This window comes from Streptomyces sp. ISL-99 (assembly GCF_018614005.1).
Classification (GTDB): Bacteria; Actinomycetota; Actinomycetes; order Streptomycetales; family Streptomycetaceae; genus Streptomyces; species Streptomyces flavidovirens.
In genome coordinates this window covers 35510-50878 of sequence record NZ_JAGGPC010000039.1, presented here as the reverse complement: position 1 = coordinate 50878, position 15369 = coordinate 35510, and the positions used below count along the sequence as shown (strand labels likewise).

General features: G+C 69.8%; 18 protein-coding genes. 15 read left to right on the top strand and 3 right to left on the bottom strand.

Annotated features, from left to right (window positions below; all coding sequences use genetic code 11):
- The 8 genes from J7E91_RS24240 (at position 1) to J7E91_RS24205 (ending at position 6754) form a co-directional block, all read left to right on the top strand.
- Positions 1 to 696 (top strand): UbiX family flavin prenyltransferase, encoded by a 696-nt coding sequence (locus J7E91_RS24240; RefSeq protein ID WP_214908281.1) that lies wholly within the window; start codon positions 1 to 3, stop codon positions 694 to 696.
- A 118-nt stretch (positions 697 to 814) separates the two neighbouring features.
- Positions 815 to 1267 (top strand): Lrp/AsnC family transcriptional regulator, encoded by a 453-nt coding sequence (locus J7E91_RS24235; RefSeq protein WP_214908280.1) that lies wholly within the window; start codon positions 815 to 817, stop codon positions 1265 to 1267.
- 87 nt (positions 1268 to 1354) lie between these two features.
- Positions 1355 to 2518, top strand: coding sequence for an aminofutalosine synthase MqnE (mqnE, locus tag J7E91_RS24230; protein ID WP_214908279.1), 1164 nt, complete (start codon positions 1355 to 1357; stop codon positions 2516 to 2518).
- Positions 2519 to 2594: 76 nt separating this feature from the next.
- Positions 2595 to 3248 carry a UdgX family uracil-DNA binding protein gene (locus J7E91_RS24225; RefSeq protein WP_214908277.1) on the top strand — a complete coding sequence of 218 codons (654 nt, stop codon included), beginning with the start codon at positions 2595 to 2597 and terminating at the stop codon, positions 3246 to 3248.
- 19 nt (positions 3249 to 3267) lie between these two features.
- Positions 3268 to 3792 (top strand): GNAT family N-acetyltransferase, encoded by a 525-nt coding sequence (locus J7E91_RS24220; RefSeq protein WP_214908275.1) that lies wholly within the window; start codon positions 3268 to 3270, stop codon positions 3790 to 3792.
- A 119-nt stretch (positions 3793 to 3911) separates the two neighbouring features.
- Positions 3912 to 4166, top strand: a complete 255-nt coding sequence (locus J7E91_RS24215; RefSeq protein WP_214908384.1) for a DUF4229 domain-containing protein — start codon at positions 3912 to 3914, stop codon at positions 4164 to 4166.
- Between the two features lie 396 nt (positions 4167 to 4562).
- Complete coding sequence (locus J7E91_RS24210; protein ID WP_214908273.1) at positions 4563 to 5924, top strand: dicarboxylate/amino acid:cation symporter; 1362 nt, start codon at positions 4563 to 4565, stop codon at positions 5922 to 5924.
- Between the two features lie 200 nt (positions 5925 to 6124).
- Entirely contained in the window at positions 6125 to 6754 is a 630-nt protein-coding gene (locus J7E91_RS24205; protein ID WP_214908382.1) for a TetR/AcrR family transcriptional regulator, read from the top strand.
- A 100-nt stretch (positions 6755 to 6854) separates the two neighbouring features.
- Here the strand turns inward: J7E91_RS24205 and J7E91_RS24200 are convergent, their stop codons facing one another.
- Positions 6855 to 7058 carry a cold-shock protein gene (locus J7E91_RS24200; RefSeq protein WP_003984261.1) on the bottom strand — a complete coding sequence of 68 codons (204 nt, stop codon included), beginning with the start codon at positions 7056 to 7058 and terminating at the stop codon, positions 6855 to 6857.
- Positions 7059 to 7341: 283 nt separating this feature from the next.
- On the opposite strand from J7E91_RS24200, the gene J7E91_RS24195 reads away from it, so the two are divergent.
- Entirely contained in the window at positions 7342 to 8205 is an 864-nt protein-coding gene (locus J7E91_RS24195; protein WP_214908271.1) for a menaquinone biosynthetic enzyme MqnA/MqnD family protein, read from the top strand.
- Between the two features lie 243 nt (positions 8206 to 8448).
- Entirely contained in the window at positions 8449 to 10086 is a 1638-nt protein-coding gene (locus J7E91_RS24190) for a serine/threonine-protein kinase (protein ID WP_214908268.1), read from the top strand.
- 50 nt (positions 10087 to 10136) lie between these two features.
- Here the strand turns inward: J7E91_RS24190 and J7E91_RS24185 are convergent, their stop codons facing one another.
- Together J7E91_RS24185 and J7E91_RS24180 are read right to left on the bottom strand one after the other, a co-directional pair.
- Positions 10137 to 10538, bottom strand: a complete 402-nt coding sequence (locus tag J7E91_RS24185; protein WP_214908266.1) for a PIN domain-containing protein — start codon at positions 10536 to 10538, stop codon at positions 10137 to 10139.
- Positions 10535 to 10786 (bottom strand): type II toxin-antitoxin system CcdA family antitoxin, encoded by a 252-nt coding sequence (locus J7E91_RS24180; protein WP_214908264.1) that lies wholly within the window; start codon positions 10784 to 10786, stop codon positions 10535 to 10537. The genes J7E91_RS24185 and J7E91_RS24180 overlap by 4 nt, the downstream gene beginning before the upstream one ends.
- A gap of 126 nt (positions 10787 to 10912) precedes the next feature.
- Between J7E91_RS24180 and mqnC the strand changes: the two genes are divergently transcribed.
- From mqnC to J7E91_RS24155, 5 genes are all read left to right on the top strand, one after another.
- Complete coding sequence (gene mqnC / locus J7E91_RS24175; RefSeq protein WP_214908263.1) at positions 10913 to 12109, top strand: cyclic dehypoxanthinyl futalosine synthase; 1197 nt, start codon at positions 10913 to 10915, stop codon at positions 12107 to 12109.
- Positions 12110 to 12136: 27 nt separating this feature from the next.
- Positions 12137 to 12733, top strand: coding sequence for a hypothetical protein (locus J7E91_RS24170; protein WP_308377000.1), 597 nt, complete (start codon positions 12137 to 12139; stop codon positions 12731 to 12733).
- Positions 12734 to 12817: 84 nt separating this feature from the next.
- Entirely contained in the window at positions 12818 to 13513 is a 696-nt protein-coding gene (locus tag J7E91_RS24165) for a demethylmenaquinone methyltransferase (protein ID WP_214908259.1), read from the top strand.
- Between the two features lie 10 nt (positions 13514 to 13523).
- Positions 13524 to 14435 (top strand): glutaminase, encoded by a 912-nt coding sequence (locus J7E91_RS24160; RefSeq protein ID WP_214908257.1) that lies wholly within the window; start codon positions 13524 to 13526, stop codon positions 14433 to 14435.
- Positions 14436 to 14487: 52 nt separating this feature from the next.
- Positions 14488 to 15348, top strand: coding sequence for an alpha/beta fold hydrolase (locus tag J7E91_RS24155; RefSeq protein ID WP_214908255.1), 861 nt, complete (start codon positions 14488 to 14490; stop codon positions 15346 to 15348).
- The last annotated feature ends 21 nt before the right edge of the window (positions 15349 to 15369 follow it).

Here is a 15369-nt window from a genome sequence, read left to right as displayed (position 1 = left end):
GTGGAGTCAGGACTTGCACGCAGTCAGCAGCCGCAGTCGCCGCGCCGCCCCTGGGTCGTCGGCGTCTCCGGCGCGTCCGGTACGCCGTACGCCGCCGCCGTGCTGCGCGGGCTGCTGGACGCGGGCGAGAGCGTGGACCTGGTGGTGAGCCGGGCCGCGCGGCTGACGCTGCTGGACGAGACGGGGATCGCGTTCCGGGACGCGCACTGGCAGGAAGACCTGCGGACGTGGCTGGCGCGCGGCGCGGACGGGAAGCCCGACACGTTCACGGCCGATGTCGGCGACGTGCGGTACTGGGCGGCGGGGGACCTCGCCGCCGGGCCCTCGTCGGGCTCGTACCCGGCCAAGGGCATGCTGATCGTCCCGGCGTCGACGGCGGGTGTGGCGGGCGTGGCGCTGGGGCTGTCGAAGGATCTGCTGCAACGGGCGGCGAGCGTGACGCTCAAGGAGCGGCGCCGGCTCGTGGTGGCGGTGCGCGAGACGCCGCTGAGCGGCCAGACCCTCAAGCACATGGTGGCGCTGGACGAGGCGGGCGCCGTGGTGCTCCCGGCCTCCCCGGCGTTCTACGCGGGAGCGACGCACATCCAGGATCTGGTGGACTTCGTCGCGGGGCGGGTGCTGGACGCGGCGGGGGTGCCGCACAGTCTGTACCGCCGCTGGGAGGGAGAGCTCGGTGGCTCCCGGAAGGACCAGTGAGGGACCAGTACGTCGCCTTCTTTGATCTTCTGAAAGATTTGCGGGGCGTTGAGCCCTGCGCGCCTTAGATTACCTATATAACACGCGGTATTGCTGAATAATGGAAGGCTTCAGGCATATGGACGCCGTGGACAGGCAGCTCATCCAGGCCCTCAGGGAGAACGGCAGGGCCTCGTACGCCGAACTCGGCCGGCTCGTCGGCCTCTCGGGCCCCAGCGTCACCGATCGCATCAACCGTCTTGAGGCGGCGGGTGTGATCACCGGCTACCGCGCCACGGTCGACGCCAAGTCGCTCGGTCTCGGCGTCACCGCGCTGATTGGCATCTCGCTGTCCGACGCCGCCGACCACGAGGACGTGGCGCGCCGCCTGAAGGACCTCGCGGAGATCGAGGACTGCTGGTTCATCGCCGGCGACGACTCGTACATGCTCAAGATCCGGGCGGGGGACGTCGACGGCCTGGAGAAGACGATCCGGCGGCTGTCCGGGACGCGGGGCGTCTCGCGGACGCGGACGACGATCGTGCTCTCCACGAAGTGGGAGAACCGGGTCGGGGAACTGCCCGAACAGTAGGGGGGCCTGGGGGTCGCCCCCAGAAATGAGGGGTGGCGTACCTTGGGTGGAGCCTGTTTTACGTAGACATATGGGAGGCGGCCGTACATGGACGCGGGGCTGAAGCGCGAGCTGGAGCAGAAGGTCCGGGCCGGTGAGCGGCTGACCCGCGAGGACGGCATCGCCCTCTACGAGTCCGACGACCTGGCCTGGCTGGGTGGCCTCGCCCATGAGGTGCGTACGCGCAAGAACGGCGACGTCGTCCACTTCAACGTCAACCGTCACCTCAACATGACGAACGTGTGCACCGCGTCGTGCGCGTACTGCTCGTTCCAGCGCAAGCCGGGCGAGAAGGACGCGTACACGATGCGCATCGAGGAAGCCGTCAAGCTCGCCAAGGCGATGGAGAACGAGAACCTCACCGAGCTGCACATCGTCAACGGCCTCCACCCCAGCCTCCCGTGGCGCTACTACCCGCGCTCTCTGAGCGAGTTGAAGAAGGCGCTGCCGAACGTCTCGCTGAAGGCGTTCACGGCTACCGAGATCCACCACTTCGAGACCGTGTCGGGCATGTCGGCCTCCGAGATCCTCGACGAGCTCATCGAGGCGGGTCTTGAGTCCCTGACCGGTGGTGGCGCCGAGATCTTCGACTGGGAGGTCCGCCAGCACATCGTCGACCACAGGACTCATTGGGAGGACTGGTCGCGGATCCACCGGCTCGCGCACGAGAAGGGCCTCAAGACCCCTTCGACCATGCTGTACGGGCACATCGAGGAGCCGCGCCACCGCGTGGACCACGTGCTGCGGCTGCGCGAGCTCCAGGACGAGACCGGCGGATTCCAGGTCTTCATCCCGCTGCGCTACCAGCACGACTTCGAGGACATGAAGGACGGCAAGATCCGCAACCGTCTTCAGGCCCGTACGACGATGGCGAGCGGCGTCGACGTGCTGAAGACGTTCGCGGTCTCGCGGCTGCTCTTCGACAACGTGCCGCACGTCAAGGTCTTCTGGGTCATGCACGGCGTGCAGACCTCGCAGCTCGCGCTCCAGCACGGCGCGGACGACATGGACGGCTCGGTCGTCGAGTACAAGATCACGCACGACGCGGACAACTACGGCACGCCGAACAAGCTCGGCCGCGAGGACCTGCTGGAGCTGATCCGGGACGCGGGATTCCGCCCGGTGGAGCGCAACACCCGGTACGAGATCATCCGCGAGTACCCGGGGCCGGAGGCGGACCGCCGCGAGTCGCCGCAGGCGATGCGGGTCTGACGCCGTACGGGTGGCTTATGGGCGTTTGCTGACGGTTCGTGGTGTGGCCGGCGGCGCCGGGGGGTACCCGGGCCGCATGGCAAGCCCAAGCGAGTCGCCCGAGGACGCGTACACGGCCGAACCCTTCCTCCCCTCCGGCCGGGCCGGACTCCCCGGGCTCCGCGAGGCCGCGGCCGGATGCCGCGGCTGCCCGTTGCACCGCGACGCCACGCAGACCGTCTTCGGCGCGGGCAACGCGCACGCCCGGGTCCTGCTGCTCGGTGAGCAGCCCGGCGACCAGGAGGACCGGCAGGGCCGGCCGTTCGTCGGCCCCGCCGGCAAGGTACTGACGCGGGCCCTGGACGAAGCCGGCATCGACCCGGACGACACGTACGTCACCAACGCCGTCAAGCACTTCAAGTTCGAGATCGTCGCCGAACGCGGCAAGCGCCGCATCCACAAGGCGCCCAACCTGCGCGAGATGACCGCGTGCAAGCCCTGGCTCGACGCCGAACTGCGGGTCGTCGACCCCGAGATCATCGTCGTACTGGGCGCGACCGCCGGGAAGGCGCTGCTCGGCCCCTCCTTCCGGGTGACCAAGCAGCGCGGGATGCTGCTCCCCTTCGAAGGGCGCGGCGAGAGCGTGGTCGCCACCATCCACCCCTCCGCGGTGCTGCGCGCCGACGACCGCGAGGCGGCCTACGAGGGCCTGGTGTCCGATCTGCGGATGGCGGCGCAGGCGCTCGGCTGATCCGTTTATCGTCGAACGCATGCCGCTGACCTTCGAACTCGATCCGCGGATCGGCCCCGCCTTGCGCGACGGCGTCCTCGACCTGTGGGCGGACGTCTCCAACGCGGGCGGCGCCGTCGGTTTCGTACCACCGGTGACCTCCGACGACATCAGGCCCGAGTGGGCCAAGCACCTCGCCGCCATGGACGACGGCCGCACGCGGCTGCTCGTCGGGTACGACGAGGCGGGCGCCGTCGCCGCGACGGCCTTCATCGCGAACAACACGCACCGCCTCATGCGGCACTGGGTGTGGCTCTACACGGTCATGGTTCACCCCGCCCACCAGGGCAAGGGATACGGGCAGGACCTCATGGCCGCGACAGAGGCGGCGGTACGCGGCTTCGAGGGCATCGAAGCGATACGGCTGACCTGCCGCGGCGGCACCGGCGTCGACCGCTTCTACGCCTCCTGCGGCTACAAGGAGGTCGGGCGCGTGCCCGGCGCGATCCGGGTCGCGCCGGGGGACGACCGCGACGACATCGTCATGCTGCTGGAACTGCACTGAGGGTGGGGGCCCGGGCGGCTCGCCGAGGGCCTGTGCTTGACTGGTAGAGACCCTTTAGGTTGCCGTTGAGAAGAAGGTCCCCCGTGAGCACCAAGCACGCAACGATCCGCTACACCGCCATGCGCCTGGGCGTCTTCGTCGGCTGCTTCTTCGTCATCTGGGGCCTGGTCCACTTCGGCGTGCTCCCGGCCGGCCTCGGCGACTCCAACCTGCTGTGGGTCCTGCTGCTCGCCATCGTCGTCTCCGCGCCGCTCAGCTTCGTGCTGCTGCGCAAGCAGCGCGACGCGATGTCCGAGCGGATCGTCGAGCGCGTGGACAGCGCGAAGGCCAGGCTGGAGTCCAACCGCAGCCAGGAGGACGGCCTGACCCCGTAGGGGCGGCGTAAGGTACGTCACACTCAGCAGCCTCACCGACACCCCGGTCCCGGACACCCGTCCGGGGCTGGGGTGTTGGCGTATTCCGGGCGGGCGCCGAGGCGTACGGACCCAAAGAAGAGCTTTGATGTTCTCAAAGTGCAAGTGTTAACGTTCTCGGCATGACGACAGCAGCCGCGCACTCCCCTGACCCGAGCGTCCCGCTCGTGCTGGTGGCGCGCCTGCATGTCGATCTCTGCCGCTGCATGTCCGCGGCCTGTCGCCGCCACATCTGACATCAGAAGCGACATCACGCAGCGGCGACCGCCCACAGCTCCAGCACGCCACGCCACGTGCAGCTCACGGCCGCCGCACCCCCCGTCCCGTATGCCCATACGTAATCAACGGAGTGTGTCCGTGTCCGCGAACTCCGCGACCGCGCCCGAGAAGCAGAAGACCCGCTTCCGGATATCCGACAAGTTCCCCTTCTGGGCCCAAATCATCACCGGTCTGGTCCTCGGTGTCCTTCTCGGCTGGCTCGCCCGCAGCCAGGACGTCAGCTGGCTCAAGGCGACGCTGGAGCAGGTCGGCGGCATCTTCGTCCAGCTGCTGAAGCTGGCCGTCGCGCCGCTCGTCTTCTTCGCGATCCTGGTGTCGATCACCAACCTCCGCAAGGTCAACAACGCCGCCCGGCTGGCATCGCGCACGCTGCTCTGGTTCATGATCACGTCACTGATCGCGGTCGCCATCGGCCTCGCGATCGGCCTGCTCACCAACCCGGGCGCCGGTACGGGCCTGACGCCGAAGGACGGCAAGAAGCCCGAGGGCTCCGGCTCCTGGATCGACTTCCTGACCGGCATCGTGCCGACCGACGTCATCACGCCGTTCACCGAACTGAACGTGCTCCAGATCGTCTTCATGGCCGCCGTCGCCGGTATCGCGGCGCTCCAGCTCGGCGAAAAGGCCGAGCCGATCCTCAAGCTCAGCAACTCGGTCCTGGAGCTGCTCCAGAAGGCCCTGTGGTGGGTCATCCGCCTCGCGCCCATCGGTACGGTCGGCCTCATCGGCTTCGCCATCGCCGACTACGGCTGGGAGCTGATCAGCAAGTACGCGACCTTCACCGCGGACGTCTACATCGGCTGCGCCATCGTGCTGTTCGGCGTCTACCCGCTGCTGCTCGCGACGGTCGCCAAGGTCAACCCGGTCCAGTTCTTCAAGGGCGCCTGGCCGGCCATCCAGCTCGCCTTCGTCTCCCGCTCCTCGGTCGGCACCATGCCGGTCACCCAGCGGGTCACCGAGCGCCTCGGCGTGCCGAAGGAGTACGCGTCGTTCGCCGTGCCGTTCGGCGCGACGACCAAGATGGACGGCTGCGCCGCGATCTACCCGGCGCTCGCGGCGATCTTCATCGCGCAGATCTTCGACGTACAGCTCGGCATCCAGGACTACCTGCTGATCGCCTTCGTCTCGGTCATCGGCTCGGCGGCCACCGCCGGTCTGACGGGCGCGACGGTCATGCTGACGCTGACCCTCTCGACACTGGGTCTGCCGCTGGAGGGCGTGGGCCTGCTGATGGCGATCGACCCGATCCTGGACATGATGCGGACCGCCACGAACGTCGCGGGCCAGGCTCTGGTGCCGGTCGTCGTCGCCGCCCGCGAGAAGATCCTCGACCACGACGCGTACAACTCCGCCTCGTCCTCGCCGGTCGACGAGTACGACGACGTGCGCGACGGTGTGCGTGACGCCGAGGAGAAGGTCGCAGTGCCGGTCACCGCGTGACCAGCCGGCGCTGTTACCCGCTGACCCGCTGACCCGCTGAATCGCTGAAGTGCCCCTGGACGCCTTGCGTTCAGGGGCACTTGGGATTTGGGGCGAGGGGGCGCCGTACGCTTACCGGTGAGTAGGTCGCGGTATGCGGTGAGGTGGGAGCCGCGGGGCGGGAGGACCGGGATGTGGATGGTGCTGTGAAGGGCAAGCGGATGCCGCGTGCCGTGCGCGAGCGGCAGATGATGGACGCGGCCGTGCAGACCTTCGGACAGCGGGGTTACCGCGCCGCGTCGATGGACGAGATCGCCGAGCTGGCCGGGGTGTCGAAGCCGCTCGTCTATCTGTACCTGAACTCCAAGGAAGAGCTGTTCACGGCCTGCATCCGGCGCGAGGCGAGCGCGCTTGTCGAAGCGGTACGGGCAGGGGTGGAGCCCGGGGTACCGGCCGATCGTCAGTTGTGGGACGGGCTGCGGGCCTTCTTCACGCACGCCGCGGAGAACCCGGACGGCTGGGCGGTGCTGCACAACCAGGCCCGTACACACGGGGAGCCGTTCGCCACCGAGGTCGCCGCGATGCGTACGGAGATCATCGGCTTCGTGACGTACCTGATCGGGGCGGCGGCGCGCGAGGCGGACTGCGACGCGGAACTGGCCGAGCGCGAAGTGGCCGGGCTGGCCCATGCGCTGGTGGGGGCCGCCGAGTCGCTCGCGGGGTGGGGGAACGGGACGCCGGGCGTCTCGGCGAAGGAGACGGCCGCGACACTGATGAACTTCGCCTGGGCGGGCCTGGAGAACCTCATGAACGGGCAGCGGTGGGCGCCTTCGCCCGGCGACGCCGGGTGACCACCTCCCCGGTGGCCCGCACACAGGCAGGAGCCCCGTCCGCGAGGAACGGGGCTCCTTGGTACTGCGTATTCCGACCGCGATCAGTCGGCCCGGGCAACTAGACCGGGGTGACGTTCTCCGCCTGCGGGCCCTTGGGGCCCTGCGTGACGTCGAAGTTCACCTGCTGGTTCTCCTCAAGCGAGCGGAAACCAGACGCGTTGATCGCGGAGTAGTGGACGAAGACATCCGGGCCGCCGCCGTCCTGGGCGATGAAGCCGAAGCCCTTTTCAGCGTTGAACCACTTGACGGTTCCGGTAGCCATAAGCCCTCCTATGGGCCAAAGGGTTGCCCTGCTCCAGAACCTGCAAAGAAGCCTGAAAACTACAAAAGCCTGCGGGTCACATGCTCCGCAGGCTCTGTACTGCAAGGGAAACCAAACTGCAACTTGCGGCGAGCGTAGCACGCACTTTGAGGAGAGTGGAAGAGGGAAAGATCACGTCACCCGGAAGTTTGACGGCGTCCCTCCGCAAGCCTTCCGGAGGTCACCGACTCGCCCCGGCCGCCCCGGCGTCGGCCCCGGTCACGGACGGGTCTAGCCTCGCGATGTGGACAATTCAACTGCTGTCGACCACCGTCGCAGCCGGCCACGTGTCGGCCACATCCAGTTCCTGAACTGCCTGCCCCTTTACTGGGGGCTGGCCCGTACCGGAGCGCTGCTCGATTTCGAGCTGTCGAAGGACACCCCTGAGCGGCTGAGCGAGCAACTTGTGCGCGGTGATCTCGACATCGCGCCCGTCACCCTCGTCGAGTTCCTGCGCAACGCCGACGATCTCGTCGCCTTCCCCGATCTCGCGGTCGGCTGCGACGGGCCCGTCATGTCCTGCGTGATCGTGTCCCAGGTGCCACTGGAGCAGCTCGACAGGGCGCGGGTCGCGCTCGGTTCGACGTCGCGTACGTCGGTGCGCCTGGCGCAGCTGCTGCTCGCCGAGCAGTACGGCGTACGGCCCGACTACTACACGTGTCCGCCCGACCTCGGGGTGATGATGCAGGAGGCGGACGCGGCCGTACTGATCGGCGACGCGGCGCTGCGGGCCGCGCTGCACGACGCGCCGCGGCTCGGTCTTGAGGTCCACGACCTGGGGCAGATGTGGAAGGAGTGGACGGGGCTGCCGTTCGTCTTCGCGGTGTGGGCGACGCGCAAGGACTACCTCGCGCGTCAGCCGGGCGTCGTGAAGAAGGCGCACGAGGCGTTCCTGACCTCCCGCGATCTGTCCCTGGAAGAGGTCGGCAAGGTTGCCGAGCAGGCCGCGCGCTGGGAGGTCTTCGACGCGGTGCTGCTGGAGCGCTACTTTACGACGCTGGACTTCCGCTTCGGCCCCGAGCAACTGGCGGGCGTACGGGAATTCGCCCGCAGGACCGGCCCGACCACCGGGTTTCCGGCCGATGTCACCGTCGAACTGCTCGGCTGAGCGGGGCGCCCCCAGGGCCTGTCCGGCGGATCAGGGGCGGAAAGGCCGCGGCGTCTGGTGCGGTGCATCGCAAGGCGCCGGAGCGTCCTAATAGCGGAGCTATTCGGGCGTTTCGGCAACGCGGCGAGGTGCCGTGCCAGGCGTCGCGGCCCCGGCCCTGATCTGCCGGACACGCCCTAGGCTGCTGGCGACAGCAAGCCGCGGGCGGAGCCGACAGTGGGCGGTACGGGGGAGGACGAGGCCATGCAGCCGCTCGACGCGGGGGACCCGCAGACCGTCGGCGAGTACCGGATCCTCGGCAGGCTCGGGGCGGGTGGCATGGGCCGCGTCTATCTCGGGCGCAGCGCGGGCGGACGTACGGTCGCGGTCAAGGTCGCGCACCCGCACTACGCGCTCGACGACGAGTTCCGGGCCCGCTTCCGTCGCGAGGTGGCGGCGGCCCGCCGGGTGGGCGGCGACTGGACGGCGCCCGTGCTGGACGCGGACCCGGACGCCACCGTGCCGTGGGTGGCCACCGGGTACGTCGCCGGGCCGACGCTGACCGAGGCCGTCGCCGACGCCGGGCCGCTGCCCGCGTACGCGGTACGGGCGCTGGGCGCTGGGCTCGCGGAGGCGCTGACGGCGGTGCACGGGCTCGGTCTCGTACACCGGGACGTCAAGCCGTCGAACGTCATGCTGACCCTCGACGGGCCCCGGCTGATCGACTTCGGCATCGCGCGCGCCACCGACGGCACCGCGTCGCTCACCTCCACCGGCGTGTCCATCGGCTCGCCCGGCTACATGTCGCCCGAGCAGATCCTCAGCAAGGACGTGACGGGCGCGGCCGACGTCTTCTCCCTGGGTGCGGTGCTGGCGTACGCCGCGCTGGGCGAGGCGCCGTTCCCCGGCGACTCCTCGGCGGCGCTGCTCTACAAGGTGGTGCACGAGGAGCCGCGGCTGGACGGGCTGGACGCGCTGGACGGCGAGTTGCGTGAGGTGGTCGCCGCGTGCCTCGCGAAGGAGGCGGCGGACCGGCCGTCCCCCGGAGATGTGGCGCGGCGGCTCGCGCCGGGTGGAGCCGCGCGGCTGGTGGCGGCGGGGTGGCTGCCGGGTCCGCTGGTCGAGCGGGCCGGCCGGGCGGCGGTGCGGCTGCTCGACCTGGAACCGGCTTCGGCGCCGCCGGGGTTGTCGGGGCCGGTGCCGTTCAGCAGCCCGGCGGTGGGCGCGTTCGGGCCGCCGCCGGCGTCCTTCGGCAGCGGGGCCGCCGGGCCCGGGCCTGCGCCTGTGCCCGTCGTACCGGAGCCGCTCGGGGACGCGGCCGCGACGGCCAGCGATCCGGCGGGCCGCCTCTCGCTCTCGCTGACCACCGAGAACACCCCCGGCGACCGGGGGCGTGGCCGCCGCAGGAGCTGCACGGTGGTCCTCGCCGTCGCGGGCGCGCTGGCGGTCGCGACGGTGGGCGGCTCCGTCTACCTGAGCGGACTGGGCGGTGACAACACGGACGCCGGTAAGGAAAGCGGCGGCCACGACGCAGCCCCCGCCACGCCGCCGGGTGTGCCCAAGGCCTTCACCGGCACGTGGGAGGGAAGCGTCACGGCGGGCGGCGTGGCCAGCCAGTACTCCGTCAAGATCAGCGCAGGGGTACCGGGCGACGCCGTGGCCCGTACGACGAACACCTTCGGCCCGCTCCGGTGCAACGGCCTGGGCGAACTGGACTCCGCCACGGCGAACAGGATCCGCATCACCGACCGCGCCGACCCCGCCCGCCCCTCCACCCCGGGCTGCGCGCGCGGCACCGTTCAGGTCACGTACACGCTGGAGAAGGACGGCACCCTGACCGTCAGGGCCGAGGGCGCGGGCACCGGGAACCCGGCCGGCTCACTGCGCCGGCTGGACCGCTGAGGCGAAGTCGTACGCGGGCGAAGTGGGAGCGGGGCGTACCGGATGGCGTACTAGACATTGACGAGGTGCACGCCGCTTCCGCAGAGCTTGCGCATGTCGTCGGTGTCCGAGGTCAGCAGGGCCACCGGGCCGGGCTGGCGGAGGGCCACTTCGGCGACCATGGCATCGATGGCGTACTTGTGGCCGTGCAGGTTGGCGTTTCTGAGGAGCTTGGCGGCCGCTCTGGATGCCTGCTCGGTGAGGGGTTCGACCTTGATGCCGGAGAGCAGCCAGTTCAGGCGCGCCATGTCCGCCCTCGCATGAGTGACCTCGATGATGGTGGCCGCGCTGATCGCCATATCTGCGCCGAGTTCCTGGAGCCGCAAGATCCGGGCGGAGATCTTGCGGTCGCGGGAGACCCATCCCGACAGACCCTCGCTGTCGAGGACGAGGGTGGAGAAGTACTTGGTCATGCCGCTTTGGCCTCAGTGTCGTTCGGCTTGGACGTGCCGAAGATCTCGGCCTCGGCCTGCGCCAGCTCCTCTTCAGTGAATGCGCCGTACTCCTCCTGGTAACGCGCCAATTCCTGTGCCACGAACTCCCGCCGGAGCTGCCGGGCGACTGCCTCCGCGACGTACCCCGAGACGTTGTCGGTGATCTGCTTGAGCGCTTCGACCTGCTTGGCAGGGAGCGTGATGGTGACGCGCGCTGTGTCGGCCATATCGCGAGCGTACTGCGATGCACGCCTCGGTCGCCATCTTTGCGTCAACCGGGCGCCCGCCGCTCACTCCGAGGGCTGGCGTAGGCTGGGCCGGTCCGTCCACACCCTGCCGAAAGGGACACTCCGGTGACTGAGAAGGCCGACCTCACAGCCGTCCTCGACCGCGCCGCTGAGGGTGGGCGGATCACCCCGGAAGAGGCGCTGGAGCTCTACCGCCACGCGCCGCTGCACGCCCTCGGCCAGGCCGCCGACGCCGTGCGCCGCCGCCGCTACGCCGGTACGGAGCACATCGCGACGTACATCATCGAGCGGAACATCAACTACACGAACTCGTGCGTCACCGCGTGCAAGTTCTGCGCCTTCTACGCCGCGCCCAAGAGCGACAAGGTGTGGACCCGCGACCTCGACGACATCCTGCGCCGCTGCGCGGAGACCGTCGAGCTCGGCGGTACGCAGATCATGTTCCAGGGCGGACACCACCCGGACTACGGCGTCGAGTACTACGAGGAGCACTTCGCCGCGATCAAGGCGGCGTACCCGCAGCTCGTCATCCACTCACTCGGTGCCTCCGAGGTCGAGCACATGGCGCGGATCTCGGGCGTGAGCGCCGAGGACGCGATCCGGCGGATTCACGCCGCCGGGCTCGACTCCTTCGCGGGCGCCGGCGCCGAGCTGCTGCCCGAGCGGCCGCGCAAGGCCATCGCGCCGCTCAAGGAGTCCGGCGAGCGCTGGCTGGAGATCATGGAGCTGGCGCACCGGCTGGGTGTCGAGTCGACGTCGACGATGCTCATGGGTACGGGTGAGACCAACGCCGAGCGCATCGAGCACCTGCGGATGATCCGCGACGTACAGGACCGGACGGGTGGCTTCCGCGCCTTCATCCCGTACACCTACCAGCCGCAGAACAACGCGCTGAAGGGCCGTACGCAGGCCACGCTCTTCGAGTACCTGCGCCTGATCGCCGTCGCGCGCCTCTTCCTCGACAACGTCGCGCACATCCAGGGCTCCTGGCTGACGGTCGGCAAGGAGGTCGGCCAGCTGTCGCTGCACTACGGCGCGGACGACCTGGGGTCGATCATGCTGGAGGAGAACGTCGTCTCGTCAGCCGGGGCCAAGCACCGCTCGAACCGGATGGAGATCATCGATCTCATCCGCAAGTCGGGACGCGTGCCCGCGCAGCGCACCACGACGTACGAGCACATCCTCGTCCACGACGACCCGGCGAACGACCCGGTCGACGACCACGCCGTCTCCCACCTGTCGTCGACGGCCATCGAGGGCGGCACCGCGCACCCCGAGCTGAAGATCCTCAGCACCAACTAGCCGCAACCAGCACCAACTAGGAGCGCCGTGCTGACGATTCACCGGGTGCTCGGCGTCCGTCTCGTCGCGGATCATCCGGACGAGGAGCGGACGGACACCGGGCACGCGGTCGTCGTGGACGGCCGGCGTTTCGCCGCCATCGGGCCGTACGAAGAGCTGTACGCCGCGTACGGCGACCGGGCCCGCGTCCGCGAGTGGGCCGGGCTGCTGACGCCCGGCCGGTACGAGCCGGACGCCGCCGCGCTCCTCGACGCCGCCTACTGGCCCGACCCCCGCGAGGCCGACGCCCTCGGCACCGAGCCCCTGACCGGCGCCGCCCTCGACGCGCTCGACATGACCGCCGCCCGGTGGTCTGCCAGTGCCCGGCGCGGCGTGCAGCGGCTGCTGGCGCGCGGCACGACCGTGCTCGCCGGGCCCTTCACCCGGCCCGAGGTGCGCACGGCCGTCGAGCGGTCCGGCATCCGGTGGTACGAGGGGACCCCGGGCGCCCCGGTCACCGCGCGGCCACGGGTGCTCACCCCCTCCGGCGTCGCGGACTTCGCCGTATTCGAGGGAGAGAAGGGCGACGGTCCGTGCCTGGTCACCGCGCTGGACGGACGGCTGGTGTACCGCGGGCGGGTATGAACGCGGAGCCGGTGTGATCACGGGGCGCGTCGAGGGTGGATTCCGCTGATCCGGGCTTCGGGACGTACTGCTTGAATACGGAGCATGACCCGCGCATCCCTGAACAAGCAGCCGCACGAAGTCGCGTCGATGTTCGACGACGTGGCGGCGAACTACGACCTCACCAACGACGTCCTCTCGCTCGGGCAGGACCGGGTGTGGCGCAAGGAGGTCGCGAAGGCCGTGAACGCGCGCCCCGCGCAGAAGGTCCTCGACCTCGCGGCGGGTACGGCCACCTCCTCCCTCCCCTTCGCCGCCACCGGTGCGTACGTCGTCCCCTGCGACTTCTCGCTCGGCATGCTGCGCGAGGGCAAGAAGCGCCACCCGCACCTGCCGCTGACCGCCGGTGACGCGACGAAGCTGCCGTTCCGCGACGACGTGTTCGACGCGGTGACGATCTCGTTCGGTCTGCGCAACGTGCAGGACACGGACGCGGCGCTGCGCGAGCTGTACCGGGTCACCAAGCCCGGCGGGCGGGTCGTGATCTGCGAGTTCTCGCACCCGACGTGGGCCCCGTTCCGCACCGTCTACACCGAGTACCTGATGCGCGCGCTGCCGCCGGTAGCAAAGGCCGTCTCCAGCAACCCCGACGCGTACGTCTACCTCGCCGAGTCCATCCGCGCGTGGCCCGACCAGGCGGCACTGGCGTCCCGGCTCCAGCGGGCGGGCTGGTCGAAGGTGGCCTGGCGCAACCTGACGGGTGGCGTCGTAGCACTGCACCGCGGCACGAAGCCGCAGTAGAGAGCCACCCGTGGACTACCAGTCGGTCCTGGAGCGCATCGCGCGGGACGTGGCGCCGCAGGTCGGCAGCGGCAGGCCCGCCGAGTACATCCCGGCGCTCGCCGCCGTCGACCCGCGCCACTTCGGCATGGCCATCGCGGATGTGGACGGCAAGGTGTACGGAGTCGGGGACTGGCAGCGCCCCTTCTCCACCCAGTCGATCACCAAGGTCTTCACGCTCGCGCTGGTCCTGGCGACGGGCGGCGACTCCCTGTGGGAGCAGGTCGGCCGCGAGCCGTCCGGCAACCCCTTCAACTCCCTGGTCCAGTTGGAGTACGAGAACGGCATCCCGCGCAATCCGTTCATCAACGCCGGCGCGCTCGTCGTCACCGACCGCCTCCAGACCCTCACCGGCGACGCGAGCAGCGAACTCCTCGACTTCCTCCGCCAGGAATCCGGCAACCCCGACCTGGCCTTCGACCCGGAGGTCGCGGAATCGGAATCCGCGCACGGCGACCGCAACGCCGCCCTGGCCCACTTCATGGCGTCGTACGGCAACATCACCAACCCCGTCCCCACACTCCTCGACCACTACTTCTGGCAGTGCGCGATCGAGATGAGCTGCGCGGACCTCGCCCTGGCGGCCCGCTTCCTCGCCCGCCACGGACTGCGCGCGGACGACTCCCGGCTGCTGACGCGCAGCGAGGCGAAGCAGATCAACGCGGTGATGCTGACGTGCGGTACGTACGACGCGGCCGGCGAATTCGCCCACCGGGTCGGGCTGCCGGGCAAGAGCGGCGTGGGCGGCGGAATCGTGGCGGTCGTACCGGGGCGGTGCACGCTGTGCGTGTGGAGCCCGGGCCTGGACGAGCGCGGCAACTCGGTGACGGGCGTGGCGGCCCTGGACCGCTTCACGACCCTGACGGGCCTCTCGGTCTTCTAGCTTTGCCGGTCTTCCAGCCCCCTCCCGGCACGGGGTGCGAGACGCTGGGGTGATGTTCGAAGAATTCGAATCCAAGCTGGTTCAGGTGCAGGACGCGAGCATCTTCGTGCGTTACGGCGGAGAGGGCCCGCCGGTGCTGTTGCTGCACGGCCACCCCAGGACCTCCGCGACCTGGCACCGCGTCGCCCCTCAGCTGGTCGAGCGAGGCTTCACGGTCGTCTGCCCCGACCTGCGGGGATACGGCCGCTCTCGTGGCCCGGTACCCACAGCCGATCACACCGCCCATTCCAAACGCGCGGTCGCCCGGGACATGCTGGCCGTGATGCGCTCCCTCGGCCATGACCGATTCCTGCTCGCCGGGCACGACCGAGGGGGAGCCGTGGCGCTGCGCCTCGTCCTCGATCACCCCGACGCGGTGTCCCGGGTGGCGCTGATCGACTGCCTGCCCATCAGCGAGCACCTGTCCCGTATCACCGCGAAGTTCGCGACGCGATGGTGGCACTGGTTCTTCTTCGCCCAGCCGGACATTCCCGAGCGTGTCATCAACGCCGACCCGGACAGCTGGTACCGCGGCGATCCGCAGAGCATGGGGCAGGAGAACTACGACGAATGGCGCGAGGCCACGAGAAACCCCGACGTGGTGCGCGCGATGCTGGAGGACTACCGAGCCGGTCTGACCGTCGACAAGCGCCACGAAGAAGCCAACCGGAGGGCCGGCGAGCGGATCAACTGCCCCGCACTCATCCTGTGGTCGCTCCAGGACGACCTCGAAGAGCTCTACGGTGACCCGCTGAAGATCTGGCAGCACTGGGCAACCGACGTCCGCGGCCACGGAATCGACTCCGGACATCACGTGGCCGAACAGGCCCCGGACGTGCTCGCCGCGTCCCTGGGCGATTTCTTCGGCAGCTGACCAGGAAGGGTTTCCCGGCGG